This window comes from Commensalibacter sp. ESL0382 (genome assembly GCF_009725775.1).
GTDB classification, from domain to species: Bacteria; Pseudomonadota; Alphaproteobacteria; order Acetobacterales; family Acetobacteraceae; genus Commensalibacter; species Commensalibacter melissae.
Genome location: NZ_WNII01000009.1, coordinates 270330 through 284015, shown reverse-complemented (window position 1 = coordinate 284015; position 13686 = coordinate 270330). Strand labels below are relative to the sequence as shown.

The window sequence follows — 13686 nt, the reverse complement described above, 5'->3', positions numbered from 1 at the left end:
AAAAAATATGATTTATTTTAAGAACTTTACACAATATTGTGATAAATTTTAAAAAAGGGCTATTCTATGGATCTATCCAAGAGAAAATCACTATTTAGAAAAAAATCCATAGAAAATAACCAGTATGAAAACGGTTTGGCACGCGTAATCGGCATGCCTAGTCTGATTTTTTTTGGCGTTGGTGGAATTGTTGGAACCGGACTCTTTACGGTTACAGGTATTGCTGCATCAGAACATGCTGGTCCCGCCGTACTTCTTTCTTTCCTAATAGGAGCATTGGCATGTTCATTCATAGGATTATGTTACAGTGAACTTGCTGGAATGATTACAGAATCGGGCAGTTCTTACAGTTATATCTATATCGCTATGGGAGAATTTATAGCCTGGATTGTTGGATGGAATTTGGTGCTTGAATATTCTGTCGGAGCAGCAGCGGTAGCGGTAAGTTGGTCACAATATTTAAAGTCAATTCTGATAAGTTTTCACTTACACCTACCCTATCAATTTTTCGCTTCACCACTAGAGAAAATAAATATAAACGGCCAGAATATTTCTGGGATATTGAACCTTCCATCCACATTTGTCATCATATTTCTGTCTCTTTATCTGATACAAGGGATTAAACAATCCTTTCGAATGAACAATATGATTGTTTTGATCAAGTTGTTTGTTGTATTTGCTGTTATCGCTTTTGGATTTTCCTATGTTGATTTTGACAATTTCAAGCCTTTTATCCCAGAAAATACAGGTCAATTTGGTCATTTTGGCATTTCAGGAATTTTTCAAGCTGCCGGCATGATCTTTTTTGCCTACATAGGTTTTGATAGCGTAGCTTCTACTGCACAGGAAGTTAAAAATCCATCAAGGGATATCCCGAAAGCTATTTTAATAATCATTACAATTACAGCACTCATTTATGTCACGTTTGCCTTTGTTATTGTTGGGCTTGTCAATTTTCATCAATTGCTTGGTAATGGCGCACCTGTGGCAACAGCCATTGATCACACCCCTTATAAATGGTTACAGCCCGTAATCAAATTCAGTATCATCATTGGTTATTTTCCTGTTCTTGTATTACTTCTTGTAGGTCAAACTCGTATCTTTTTTACCCTTTCTAAAGACGGTTTGATTCCCAAATTCTTTTCCGTTATTCATCCCGACCATAAAACTCCTCATCTATCACACATGTTTTTTATGGTTTTTATCTGTATTCTATCTGCCTTTATTCCTATTTCAATTTTAAGTGAAATGTGCTCTATAGGTGCATTATCCGCCTTTTTTTTCGTATGTATATCAGTAATGATTTTACGTCGAACCCATAAAGATTTCCCCCGGCGTTTTAAGGTGCCAGGTGGCGATATCATACCGATATTTGGCACTTTGGTTTGTTGTGTGCTGATGTATTCCCTAAGCAATATAACATGGTTAACCATTGGGGGATGGATGTTCATAGGTATAATTATTTATTGGCTTTATGGTCATAAACACAGTAAATTACAATAGAAATTTCATAATTAATTAAGGATTGATACCATGATTGGAAGCTTTCCTCTGACTCGTATGCGACGCAATCGAATTGATTCTGCAACGCGTCGTCTGGTTGCTGAAAATAAATTGAGTAAAGATGATTTGATTTGGCCAATTTTTATTATTGAGGGCAACAATATTGAAACAGAAGTTTCTTCAATGCCTGGAATTAAACGGGTTACTGTTGATCGTCTGGCTGCATATATAGAACCTGCTGCAAATCTGGATATCCCCGCGCTTGCATTATTTCCTGTAACCACCAACGATAAACGTGATCCAGAGGGAAAGGAAGCCTATAATCCCAATAATCTAATTTGCCGTGCATCAAGAGAACTTAAAAAAAGATTTCCAGAAATGTTATTAATCGGAGATGTAGCTCTTGATCCTTATACCAGCCATGGCCATGACGGAATAATAAAAAATGGTTATGTTGCCAATGATGAAACCATAGAGATACTAGTCAGGCAATCGATTAATCAAGCCCGAGCAGGTATGGATTTTATCGCGCCTTCTGACATGATGGATGGTAGGGTCGCGGCAATCCGAAAGGCATTGGACAATGATAATTTTGTTAATACACGAATCATGTCATATGCCGCAAAATATGCCAGTGTTTATTATGGACCTTTCAGAGATGCGCTGGAATCAGGAAAACTTTTAAAAGGCGATAAAAAAACTTATCAGATGGATCCTGCCAATAGTCGAGAGGCTCTTTCTGAAGTCGAACTCGATATTCAAGAAGGTGCTGATTCAGTTATCATCAAACCGGGATTGCCCTATTTGGACATAATCCGAATGGTAAGAGATAGATTCAATATCCCAATTGTCAGTTACCAGGTTTCTGGTGAATATGCCATGTTGAAAAACGCGATTAACCGTGGTTATCTTGATAATAATCAGGCTATTTTCGAAACACTTCTCTGTTTCAAGAGAGCTGGAGCAAATGCAATTATGACTTATTTTGCTCCAGAAGCGGCAAAATTATTAAAACAGTTATAATTTTCATATATAAAGGGATATTTTAAAAAATTAATTAATTATTTCATAAATATCCTTTGGACTAGAATAAGACTAAATTCTCAACCAATTAGGAGATTTATGTCCAACAGATGCACGATTACCTATATAATTTTCCAATATTTCAAAATTTCTGACTTTTGTTTGACTAGGCATTGTAAAACCAATCTTAGAATCAAAAACTATAACCAGTTTCAGTTTTCCTTTACCCAATTTCTGTAATAGAACACCACTACCCTTTTTTAATTCAGGAATTTGTTCTAGGGGAAATATCAGAAATTTACTGGATGAATTCGCAATGGCAATATAATTTCCATTACCTTCAAGACAAGCGAATGTTTTTTCATTATCCTTTAAAGTTAGAACTTGTTTACCCGTTTTCCGTTCAGTAACTAGATTTTCCCCAGAAATGACAAATCCCTTTGCTGAGGTTGAAACAAGAACATATTTCTTTTTTTCATCTAAAATAAAAAATTCAATAACCTCAGCATCATTTGCTATGTCAGCAAGAAGACGTATGGGTTGACCATCACCTCGGCCTCTTGGTAAATCTAATGCCTTTATATTAAATGATTTACCTTCACTACCGATAATGCAAATTCGATCATTACTATGACATTCCAATATTTTAAATAAATGATCCCCTTCTTTGAATTTCAGCTTATCACTGTCAAGATTATGTCCTTTCAAAGCACGTATCCAACCTTTGGAGGATAAAATAATTGTCAGAGGTTCACGTTCCACCTCTTCCAGAATATCCATAACATCTATTGTTTTAGGCGCTTCAGAAATTTCCGTTTTTCTCAAACCATCATCGGACTGACCAAACGTTTTCAAACCCTCTTTCAATTCTTTGTTGATTTCTTTCCAGCAAAGAGATTCACTTGCCAGCAACGTTTTTAAATTAGATTTTTCATTTGTGAGTTGTGCATATTCATTTTTTATTGCATTTTCTTCCAATCGTCTCAAACTTCTCAAACGGATATTGAGAATGGCTTCAGCCTGAACATCCGACAGATTGAAAGTTTGCATCAAAACAGTTTTTACTTCATCTTCATCTCGAATTATACGAATAACTTCATCAAGATTTAGATATACCGCTAATAAACCCTCCAGAATTTCCAATCGCTGTTCAATAACATTTAACCGATATTGACTTCGACGTTTGAGAACTTCATAACGATGATCCAACCATGATTTCAAAATGGCTTTCAATCCCATCAATTTAGGAACGGCATTGCGATCAAGCACATTCATGTTGTAAGCAAACCGGTTTTCCAAGACAGTCAGTTTAAACATGGATTCCATTAAAATTTCAGGCTGCACCGTTTTAACTTTGGGCTCTAATATAAGCCGTATTTCATCAGTACTTTCATCTCTTATATCTGCCAATAATGGAAGCCTCTTCTGTTCCATCAAAGTGGCTATCTGTTCAATCAATTTGGATTTCTGCACTTGATAGGGTATTTCCTTAACAACGATAACCCAAGTTCCAAATCGACCATGTTCAATTTCCCATTTTGCCCTGAGCCTTAATGAGCCTCGACCAGTTTCGTAAGTTTGTTGAATAACATTTTGATTTTCAACAATTTTCCCACCTGTTGGAAAATCTGGACCTTTTACAAAATGCAACAAATCCTGTGTAGAGGCTTCAGGATTTTTAATAAGGGTCATAGCGGCCTGATAAATTTCACCCACATTATGTGGGGGAATGTTTGTTGCCATTCCAACAGCAATTCCGCTTGCACCGTTTGCCAAAAGATTTGGGAATGCACCTGGTAAAACAACGGGTTCTTTTTCCTCTCCATCATAGGTATCACGAAAATCAACACAATCTTCATCGATACCTTGCAATAAAAACTGGGCAATTCTTGTCATACGGGATTCTGTATAACGCATAGCCGCAGCATTATCACCATCAATGGATCCAAAATTCCCCTGTCCCTCAATCAAGGGATACCGTACAGCGAAATCCTGTGCGAGACGAACGAGCGCTTCATAGACAGCGGCATCCCCATGGGGATGATATTTACCAATAACATCCCCAACAATACGGGCGCATTTCTTGAATCCTGATTTTGGATCAAGTTTCAATTGACGCATGGCATATATCAAACGACGATGAACAGGTTTCAATCCATCCCTTACATCTGGTAATGAACGCGACATTATTGTTGACAGGGCATAGGCCAGATAGCGTTCACTTAATGCCCTTGCAAAGGGAGCGTCCTTGATTAAACCGTCAGATGCAGCAGTCATATTATACTCTTGTATGTTTTAATTTTTTATTTGTATGATTATGCAGAATAGAGAATTAGTCCATCATAGGCAACTTCGATGTCCGGCGGCAGATTTGCCTTTAGCCAATTCCAATCCATATCAGGTCCCATATGCGTTAAAATCGTTCTTTTAGGCTTGATAATTTTTTTCCATTCCAGAACCTTGCCAATCCATGCATGGGCAGGATGTTCATTCCGTTGAAAACATCCCACAATAAACAGATCAAGATTGGATAAAATTTTCAACCCTTGTTCCGGAATCCGAACCACATCGGTACAATATGCCACATCACCACATCGTATGCCCATGGATTTACAAAAACCATGTACCTGTTCACATGTTTGAATAGATTGATTTTCAATCATGAAATTATCATAATAATCAATCTGATGAACATCCAAAACTGGACGAAAAAAATATGGTTGGGTTTTCCATGGCTTAAATGCGTAGGCAAATCTTGATTTCAATTCAGATAATGTATCTTTCGTTGCATATATTGGTAAGGCTTTACCCAAAACTCTGTTGATTGAACGCAATTCATCCAGACCAGCAATATGATCTGCATGTGCATGAGAATAAATGACAGCGTCAACCCTGCCAATTTTTTCTCTCAATAACTGAGTTCGTATATCAGGACCTGAATCAATTAGAATTCTTTTGCCATTATTCAACTCAATAACGATAGAGGATCGAGTTCGTTGATTCTTTTGTTCCAGGGGATCACATATTCCCCAATTCCCCTGACCATCATCACCTCCTACCAATGGGACACCACCCGAACCTCCGCATCCCAGAATAGTAATTTTCATTAAACAATTTACCTTTTAAAAGACGCCTTTTTAAAAAGACGATGAAAATTATCTGTTGTTTGTTTTTTAAACGTTTCAAAATCGACCGCCAACAATTTGGCCATAAATTCTGCTGTTTGATAAACATATGCGGGTTCATTTCGTTTGCCCCGAAATGGTACGGGAGCCAGATAAGGAGAATCAGTTTCAACAAGAATTCTATCTTGAGGTAAATGGAGAACGATATCGCGTAAATCCTGGGCTTTTTTAAAAGTGATTATACCTGAAATACTAATATATCCACCCAAATCTAGAACTGTTTCGGCCAGTTTCATACTAGATGTAAAACAATGAATTAAAAATGGAAATCGTCCCCCTTTTTCTGTCTCTCTCTTTAAGATTTTGGCAATATCATCATCTGCATCCCGGGCATGAATACATACAGGCAATCCAGTTTGTTGCGAGGCACGGATATGATTTTCAAAAGATTCTTTCTGTCGTTCAAAAGCCTCTTGTTTACCGTAAAAATAATCAAGTCCGGTTTCACCTATACCTATAACTTTGGGATGATTGGTTAATTCAACAATTCTGTCAACAGAACAAAAAGGTTCATCCATCACATATTCAGGATGAGTTCCAATCGTGCACCATACACTCAAATGATCAGTTGTATAATCGGTTATTCCTATTTGCTGCCGCGCATCTGATAAACGCGTTCCTATTGTTACAACTTCACCCAAACCTGCATGTGTTGCACGATCAATAATGGCTTTTTTTTCATCATCATCAAAAAAATCAAGATGGCAGTGTGAATCAACCAGATGCATCAGATTTGTTCAGCTTCCGTATAACGAGGAAAAATAGGAGAAGGTAAGGGTAATTTTATTCCTGAATGAATTTCTTTTTCAAGATCTGAAAAATTACGTTCATTTTTACCAACCCCAAGCTGGGTCAATAATTTATCCATACTATTAGGCATGAATGGCTGTAAACAAGTGGCAATTTCGCGCAACACATCAACCATGGTTCTTAAAACAGTCTTCATACGCTCGAAATCAGTTTTTTTCAATTTCCATGGCGCCTGATGATCGATATATGCATTTGAAGCGCGTATAACCTTCCAAATATCCTCTAAAGATTCATTAAAAGCCTGACGGTCCATTTGTTCCCTTAATAAAATCGGCAACAGTTTAGCTTTTGCTATCAACTGTATATCCACATCCAATCTTTTTCCAGTATCTGGTAAAATTCCGTCACAATTTCTGGTAATCTGAGTCAAAGTTCTCTGTGCAAGATTACCCAGATCATTGGCCAATTCATTATTCATGCGATTGATCAGGGATTGTCTGCTATAGTCTCCGTCTCCACCGAAAGGAACTTCACGCAAAAGAAAAAATCGGACAGGATCCAGTCCGAACTCATTGATCAATTCAATAGGCTCAACAACATTTCCTACTGATTTACTCATTTTTTCACCTTCCACTGTCCACCATCCATGCGAAAATATTCGTCTGGGAACTTCCAAACCCGCCGCCATTAAAAAAGCTGGCCAATACAACGCATGGAAACGTGCAATTTCCTTCCCCACCAAATGCAAATCTGCTGGCCAAAAACGCCACCGATCTGATAATTCCGTATCAGGATAGCCCAATGCGGAAATATAATTTGTCAACGCATCGAACCATACATACATGACATGATCCTTATCGCCTGGAACTGGAATACCCCACTTGAAACTCGTACGACTGATGGATAAATCACGTAAACCAGATTTTACAAAACTTAACAGTTCATTCTTACGACTTTCTGGACCGATAAATTCTGGATGCAATTCATAAAATTCCAACAACTTGTCTTGCCAGGCAGACAATCTAAAAAAATAGGATGGTTCTTTTAACCATTTGACCTGTGCCCCTGTGGGCGCAATCTTTTGTCCATCTGCTGTAGTAGTTAGTTCATCTTCACTATAATAACACTCATCCCTGAGTGAATACCACCCTTCATAAGCGCCAAGATAAATGTGACCAGCATCAGCGATTTTTTTCCATAAAGTCTGGCAGCTTCTTTTATGACGTTCCTCGGTCGTTCGTATAAAATCATTATATGATATGTTTAACTGATCAGCCATATTTCTGAATTTTGCAGAAATTTCATTTACAAATACTTCCGATGTCTGTTCATTATTGTGGGCAGCCTGCTCTACCTTTTGTCCATGCTCGTCAGTACCCGTCAAAAAGAATACATCATATCCATCCAATCGTTTGAATCGGGCCAAAACATCCGCAGCGATTGAGGTATAGGCATGACCAATATGGGGTAACCCGTTTACATAATAAATCGGGGTGGTTATCATATAATGGTTTTTCATAATTCACTTACTAGTTCGAAATCGGAAATTAGGGTTTGTCTTTTATCCAAATTAAAAGATTCTGTATCTTTATGCCATTTTAAAATTTTTTGCCAAATATCAATCCATTCCATTACTGTTCGAGATGGATTGCCAAATCGTTCCTGCCTTGATTTTATAGCCTCACCGATCAGCATATTGAATTTATCTGTCAATAAGCTAAAAAAAACAGAAAATCCATCTTCTTTTTGTAAAATATACTTAACTTTTTCATTCAGCTCACTTCCTTTGAAAGGCTTCTCGAAAAAGGCATCAACAATATTTTGCAAATTTGAGGCGTCAGAATTCAATAATGATAATGCTTTACCAATCGATCCCTGAGACAGGGTAATTATTTTTTGATATTCTGCCTCAGAATATTCGGGGGCTAATTTAATCAAGGCTTCTAATAAAACAGTATTTGATAAGGGATGAAGCATTAATTTACGACAACGACTTGAAATCGTTGGCAACAAACGGTTTGGATGTGCAGTGATCAAAAAAATTAAAGCAGCATCTGGAGGCTCTTCCAAAATTTTTAATAAGCTATTGGCCGCATTCTGATTCATCAAATCCGCCTCTTCGATAATGACAATGCGCCACCCGTCATTGGCAGAAGTCAATCGTAAAAACGTTCCAACCGCTTTTATATCATCCATCAAAATTTCCGAACGAAGACGGTTTTTCTTTTCATCTATTCTTCGACTAACCGTTAATAAATCAGGATGACTACCCGCCTTTATCTTAGCCAACACTTTTTCAGAGCTACCAAGAATCAAACGAATGACATGATTGACAAAAGTTTTTTTGCCTACCCCGACCTCACCACATATCAACCATGCATGATGAAGCTTATTCTGGAAAATGGCTTGTTTGAAACAATCATACTCCTTTTCATGTCCCCATAAAGAGTCATCTAGTTTTGCTGTCATTGTTTTTAATATATCTTGATTCAGATAGTTTATGAGTGACGAGATTGTAAACTTCCCGAGTTACCTCATGCAATAATTTATGAGCTTTGATAACTTTACATCGATTTTTATTATTTTTAGCTATCAGTTGAAAACCATTCAGAACACGATAATGAAAATCATACCCGAGTTGTTCATAAGCATCAATTTTTGTTTGACGTTTTAGACAACGTTCAATAAGCGTTTCATAAGGGGCATCGAATACCAAAGTTAAATCGGGAATTAAATCTATCAAATTGGATAATTTTTGAATATAATCCAATATATCCGGATTTTCCTTACCTAATCCATAACCTTGATATGCCAGTGTTGAATCAATAAAACGATCACACAGCACTATTTTACCCTGTTGCAGCGCTGGCTTTATGACCTGATCTACATGATCGCACCTTGCGGTAAAATGAGCCAGGATTTCAGCTTTAAGCGAAAAATCGCAATTCCCAAATAACAATAATTTCCTAATGGCCTCGGCACCCGTTGTTCCACCTGGCTCACGGGTTAAGAGAACATCAATATTATCTTTTTGCAGCTTTTCTTTCAATAATTGAGCTTGTGTAGATTTTCCAGCACCTTCACCGCCCTCAAAAGTAATAAAATATCCTGACATAAATAATAAAATAATGTTGATTAATTTTTATTCGTTAAACGATAGCTTACATTTTTCATCATACGTGAAATAATATTAGCTTTTTCAACAGTCTCACCAGCTATTATGGGAACTTGTACAGTAATTCCACCATTTTTTACGGACAGAGAGGCCTCAACATTTTGTCCTTTCATAACAGGTGCGGACAAAGGGGCATTATAATCAAGGGTTACCTTCAATTTATCACGCATCCCGACAGGCAAGGTTAAAACAAGATTTTCACCTGCAACCAGTGGAACTGTTTCTTGTGCTCCCATCCAAACTGGTGCCTGTTCAACAATATCCCCTTTATTGAATAACTTAACATTTTCAAATTGATTGAAAGACCATTCTATCAAACGTTCACTCTCATGGGCCCGCATATTCATCGAGGTTAATCCGTTGACCACCATTATGACCCGACGACCATTCCGTTCAGAACTGGCACATAATCCATAACCGCCAGCATCTGTATGTCCTGTTTTCAAACCGTCCGCAAGCCCTTTGTCTACCAAAACATTTCGATTGCCCTGGGTGATTTTATTGAAAGTGAATTCTTTTTCGGAAAAAAAATGATAGTATTCGGGATAATCATGAATAAGATGATAGGCTATCAGAGCAATATCACGGGCAGACATCAGATGATTGCTATCCGGCCATCCGGTACAGTTCATAAAATGAGAATTCCGCAATCCCATCTTGGGCGCCATTTCATTCATCATGGATACAAACTGCTGTTCAGATCCGGCAATTCCTTCGGCAAGTACAATACAGGCATCATTCCCGGATTGTATAACAACACCCTGGATCAAATCCTGGACAGAAACTTGTCCATTTAAGGGAACAAACATTTTTGATCCCTGCATTTTCCAGGCTTTCTCACTTACGGGAAGCAACTGATCAAGCTTTAAACGCCCGGTTCGCAGCATGGCAAAAACAATATAACAGGTCATGATTTTTGTCAAAGACGACGGATGCATAGGTTGGTCTGCCAATTTATCCATCAAAACGGTACCTGTATTATAATCCATGATAAAGGCGTATTGTGCCAACGTGTCAAAAGGACCTATTGGTGTTACGGCTGGTGGACCATTCGAAATCGCCTCTTGAGTTGCTGACGAGAATTTCCTGCTTGCCACCTTACGAATGGCTCTTCGGGCACTTGCTGAATTTGAATCTATCAGAGCCAGAGATGCAGCTACGCTACTAATTCCAGTCAATATTGATCTACGAGTATGCACGCTTGTTCCTATTCAACTATAATTTTGGCACCCTTAATGCCAGATTTTAACAAATAATCAAGATTTTGATCTGCACTTTCGACTGATTGATAGGGACCAGAACGAACATGCAATATTCTGCGCCCTCCTTCAAAACTATAGGTCACTCTCCCACCAATACGTGCCGCCAATTTATTAGCATAAATTCGCAAGGTGAAAGAGCCACAATCAATCCATATTTGCCCTCCTGTAATTTGACCCTGCGTAAAAGTGACGGGCAAATCTTTTAATATTAATGAAGAATTTAATGCTTTTTGGAAAGTGGGATCTGATTTTTTTTTCGCATTATTTTCGCTTGATTTGCCATTCAGATTTTCAACCATGATTGTATCCAAAGGCGCAGTGTTAACTTTCATTTCCGTTTGCGGACCATTGGGCATTTCAAAAGCAAGATTTTGGCTTTGATTTTCTTCCTCAACAATTTCGATTTTCGCTGTTTGACCGTTTGAAATTCCCAATAATTCACCAGCTTTTGGCGTCAATTCCAACAATCTTGAAGGATAAGATGATGGACGATCATTCAAACGAATTGAAATTTCCCTACCATTGTCAACATTGCGAACTTTTATAATACTTGGTAATTGCAATGTGGGATGTGCACCCGTCATACGTTGCGGATCATAATATTCCCCATCAGCAGTCACTTTATTTTTCTGATTTTTGGATATAACTGCCAAACCTGTTGCATGATAGGCAAAATTTTCCTCTGGATAATACCATTGTTCCCCAACCTGATAAGGTTGACCAACCACGTAGTGAATCTGAGCTGGTTGCAACGGTTTTTCTTCCTTGGTACAACAGGCTATACTTATCAACAATAGAGAAAATAAATATTTTTTCACGATATAATTCAAATTCACAAAATTAATATTTTGTTATTTTATATTTATATTACAAAAAAACAATCATTTTATGCAACCATCGCATCTCCCAGCAATCCGACTGCCAGTGCATAATAATCCGAAGGGTTGTAGCGGCGTATTACATTAAAATTATGATAAATCATAAAACCATTATTATTTTTCTCATCCGGTTTCAAAATACTGCCATAAATATCCAGACGGGAAAAATCCGAACCATCTGATCGCTTAACGCCTATTGATTTCCACTCATCAAGTGTTTTTGAAACATGATGTCCGATATATGAACCATTGAAATCATTTGGCAATAAAATTTTTTGTCCCCAAGGTTCAGATCCATGCCAACCATTTTTCCTCAGATAATTGGCAATTGAAGCCAGTACATCTTTTTCATTTGTCCAAATATTTGGATGACCGTTTCCTGAAAAATCAACCGCATACCGTAAATATGCACTTGGCATAAATTGGGGCTGGCCCATTGCACCAGCATAACTGCCCATCATATTTTCGGGATTGATATTTCTATGATTAAGAATTCTTAATGCATTCATGAGCTCAATTTTGAAAAATTTAGCTCTTCTACCTTCATAAGCCAAAGTTGCCAAAGCATCAATAACATTAAATTTTCCGAGAAATTTGCCATAAAAGGATTCTATGCCCCATATTCCAACAAGTATAGAAGGATCAACTTCATAACTCTGCCAAAGAGCGGTCAAAAACGTTTGAAGTTCCTGAAATTTATTGCGACCTTGTTCTATTTTTTCTACTGTTATGACTTTTTTATAATATTGTTGCCATGTCATGACAAATTCTGGCTGTTTATGATCAAGTTCAATCACTTTTTTATTCGGTAAAGAATAATTCAAAGCATGCCTCATAATAGAGGCATTCAATCCTAGCTGAACAGCCTGTTGATATATATTGAAAAGAAAGGATTTATATTCGGATGATGATCTCGCAAAAGCGGGGATATTCGAAAAAACAAATTTTCCACTTCCAACTGCCATAACTGCTGTGCCAATAGAATTTGCCAAAAATTGTCTTCGCCTCATCGCTATTACCCTTTTATGTCGATTAAAATATATTGGCTTACCAAATAATTTTAATTAAAATCATGTAATTATTTCACTTTCACTATAGCAATTTCATTTTCCTGCAAAAAGAGTGATATTTGATCCCCAGATTTCAGTTTACCTACACCCTTTGGCGTACCAGTGAAAATCACATCTGATTTTTTTAATGGAACAAACTGGCTAATATAGGATATAATCTTGCTGAAATTAAATATCATGTTATTGCTATTTCCTCTCTGACGCTCTTCTCCATTTAATTTCATTGAAAAGCAAATAGGAAAAGATAACAGTTCCTTTTTTACAAAAGAGGAAAGGTAACAGGAATCTTTAAAACCCTTTGCCAAAAACCAGGGTAATTTTTTCTCTTTCAATGCTGTTTGCAGGTCTCTAGCCGTCAAATCAAGGCCAAGAGCGATTTCATCATAATAATTCTCGGCTTTGTTCTCCGAAATTTTAAAGCCATCCTGGGAAATCTTTAATACAATTTCAGTTTCATAATGAATATCCTGTGAAAAATCAGGTAGGATAATTGTATCTCCCTCAACCAAGGAGGTGTTGGGTTTACTAAAAATTACGGGGACAGATTCGATTTGATTTCCCAATTCTTTTGCATGTTCAGCAAAATTTCTGCCAACACAATAAATATTATTAATCATCATTTCATCCAATACACAAACAGGGAATTTTAGGTATTTTTTTAATTATACAGGTAAATTATGATGATTATATGTACAAACGAAAGACAATATTTTTTGAATTATGATTAGTTTTTTTTCACGGTTAAGATAAGATGGTGGGCGCAACAGGGATTGAACCTGTGACCCCTACCATGTCAAGGTAGTGCTCTCCCGCTGAGCTATGCGCCCATCTTAACGTTTG

The 13686-nt window shown here is 37.2% G+C and carries 12 protein-coding genes and 1 tRNA gene; 2 read left to right on the top strand and 11 right to left on the bottom strand.

Going from position 1 to position 13686, the window contains the following annotated elements; genetic code table 11:
- The first annotated feature begins 66 nt into the window (after positions 1 to 66).
- Positions 67 to 1503 (top strand): APC family permease, encoded by a 1437-nt coding sequence (locus GM552_RS04135; RefSeq protein WP_155565386.1) that lies wholly within the window; start codon positions 67 to 69, stop codon positions 1501 to 1503.
- 30 nt (positions 1504 to 1533) lie between these two features.
- Positions 1534 to 2526 carry a porphobilinogen synthase gene (gene hemB, locus GM552_RS04130; RefSeq protein ID WP_155565385.1) on the top strand — a complete coding sequence of 331 codons (993 nt, stop codon included), beginning with the start codon at positions 1534 to 1536 and terminating at the stop codon, positions 2524 to 2526.
- A gap of 72 nt (positions 2527 to 2598) precedes the next feature.
- Here the strand turns inward: hemB and parC are convergent, their stop codons facing one another.
- The 11 genes from parC to GM552_RS04075 all read right to left on the bottom strand — a co-directional run bounded on the left by parC (position 2599) and on the right by GM552_RS04075 (position 13673).
- Positions 2599 to 4803, bottom strand: coding sequence for a DNA topoisomerase IV subunit A (gene parC, locus GM552_RS04125; RefSeq protein ID WP_155565384.1), 2205 nt, complete (start codon positions 4801 to 4803; stop codon positions 2599 to 2601).
- A 38-nt stretch (positions 4804 to 4841) separates the two neighbouring features.
- On the bottom strand, positions 4842 to 5633 hold the full coding sequence (locus tag GM552_RS04120; RefSeq protein WP_155565383.1) for an MBL fold metallo-hydrolase: 792 nt from the start codon (positions 5631 to 5633) through the stop codon (positions 4842 to 4844).
- Positions 5634 to 5641: 8 nt separating this feature from the next.
- Positions 5642 to 6439 (bottom strand): TatD family hydrolase, encoded by a 798-nt coding sequence (locus GM552_RS04115; protein WP_155565382.1) that lies wholly within the window; start codon positions 6437 to 6439, stop codon positions 5642 to 5644.
- Positions 6439 to 7980 carry a methionine--tRNA ligase gene (gene metG, locus GM552_RS04110; protein WP_155565381.1) on the bottom strand — a complete coding sequence of 514 codons (1542 nt, stop codon included), beginning with the start codon at positions 7978 to 7980 and terminating at the stop codon, positions 6439 to 6441. Before metG ends, GM552_RS04115 begins: the two co-directional genes overlap by 1 nt.
- Positions 7977 to 8930, bottom strand: a complete 954-nt coding sequence (locus tag GM552_RS04105) for an AAA family ATPase (RefSeq protein WP_155565380.1) — start codon at positions 8928 to 8930, stop codon at positions 7977 to 7979. Before GM552_RS04105 ends, metG begins: the two co-directional genes overlap by 4 nt.
- Positions 8911 to 9576, bottom strand: coding sequence for a dTMP kinase (gene tmk, locus GM552_RS04100; protein WP_155565379.1), 666 nt, complete (start codon positions 9574 to 9576; stop codon positions 8911 to 8913). The genes GM552_RS04105 and tmk overlap by 20 nt, the downstream gene beginning before the upstream one ends.
- A gap of 20 nt (positions 9577 to 9596) precedes the next feature.
- Positions 9597 to 10835, bottom strand: a complete 1239-nt coding sequence (locus tag GM552_RS04095; RefSeq protein ID WP_370533590.1) for a D-alanyl-D-alanine carboxypeptidase family protein — start codon at positions 10833 to 10835, stop codon at positions 9597 to 9599.
- 8 nt (positions 10836 to 10843) lie between these two features.
- Positions 10844 to 11716 (bottom strand): SPOR domain-containing protein, encoded by an 873-nt coding sequence (locus GM552_RS04090; RefSeq protein WP_155565378.1) that lies wholly within the window; start codon positions 11714 to 11716, stop codon positions 10844 to 10846.
- Positions 11717 to 11784: 68 nt separating this feature from the next.
- Complete coding sequence (locus GM552_RS04085; protein WP_155565377.1) at positions 11785 to 12786, bottom strand: lytic transglycosylase domain-containing protein; 1002 nt, start codon at positions 12784 to 12786, stop codon at positions 11785 to 11787.
- 68 nt (positions 12787 to 12854) lie between these two features.
- Positions 12855 to 13463 (bottom strand): fumarylacetoacetate hydrolase family protein, encoded by a 609-nt coding sequence (locus GM552_RS04080; RefSeq protein WP_155565414.1) that lies wholly within the window; start codon positions 13461 to 13463, stop codon positions 12855 to 12857.
- A gap of 135 nt (positions 13464 to 13598) precedes the next feature.
- Positions 13599 to 13673, bottom strand: a tRNA-Val gene (locus GM552_RS04075).
- Between the last annotated feature and the right edge of the window lie 13 nt (positions 13674 to 13686).

Excerpts from the sequence above, each read along its gene's own strand:
- GM552_RS04135 (WP_155565386.1), top strand. The coding sequence starts at position 67 with ATGGATCTATCCAAGAGAAAATCACTATTTAGAAAAAAATCCATAGAA.
- hemB (WP_155565385.1), top strand. The coding sequence starts at position 1,534 with ATGATTGGAAGCTTTCCTCTGACTCGTATGCGACGCAATCGAATTGAT.
- parC (WP_155565384.1), bottom strand. The coding sequence starts at position 4,803 with ATGACTGCTGCATCTGACGGTTTAATCAAGGACGCTCCCTTTGCAAGG.
- GM552_RS04120 (WP_155565383.1), bottom strand. The coding sequence starts at position 5,633 with ATGAAAATTACTATTCTGGGATGCGGAGGTTCGGGTGGTGTCCCATTG.
- GM552_RS04115 (WP_155565382.1), bottom strand. The coding sequence starts at position 6,439 with ATGCATCTGGTTGATTCACACTGCCATCTTGATTTTTTTGATGATGAT.
- metG (WP_155565381.1), bottom strand. The coding sequence starts at position 7,980 with ATGAAAAACCATTATATGATAACCACCCCGATTTATTATGTAAACGGG.
- GM552_RS04105 (WP_155565380.1), bottom strand. The coding sequence starts at position 8,930 with ATGACAGCAAAACTAGATGACTCTTTATGGGGACATGAAAAGGAGTAT.
- tmk (WP_155565379.1), bottom strand. The coding sequence starts at position 9,576 with ATGTCAGGATATTTTATTACTTTTGAGGGCGGTGAAGGTGCTGGAAAA.
- GM552_RS04085 (WP_155565377.1), bottom strand. The coding sequence starts at position 12,786 with ATGAGGCGAAGACAATTTTTGGCAAATTCTATTGGCACAGCAGTTATG.
- GM552_RS04080 (WP_155565414.1), bottom strand. The coding sequence starts at position 13,463 with ATGATTAATAATATTTATTGTGTTGGCAGAAATTTTGCTGAACATGCA.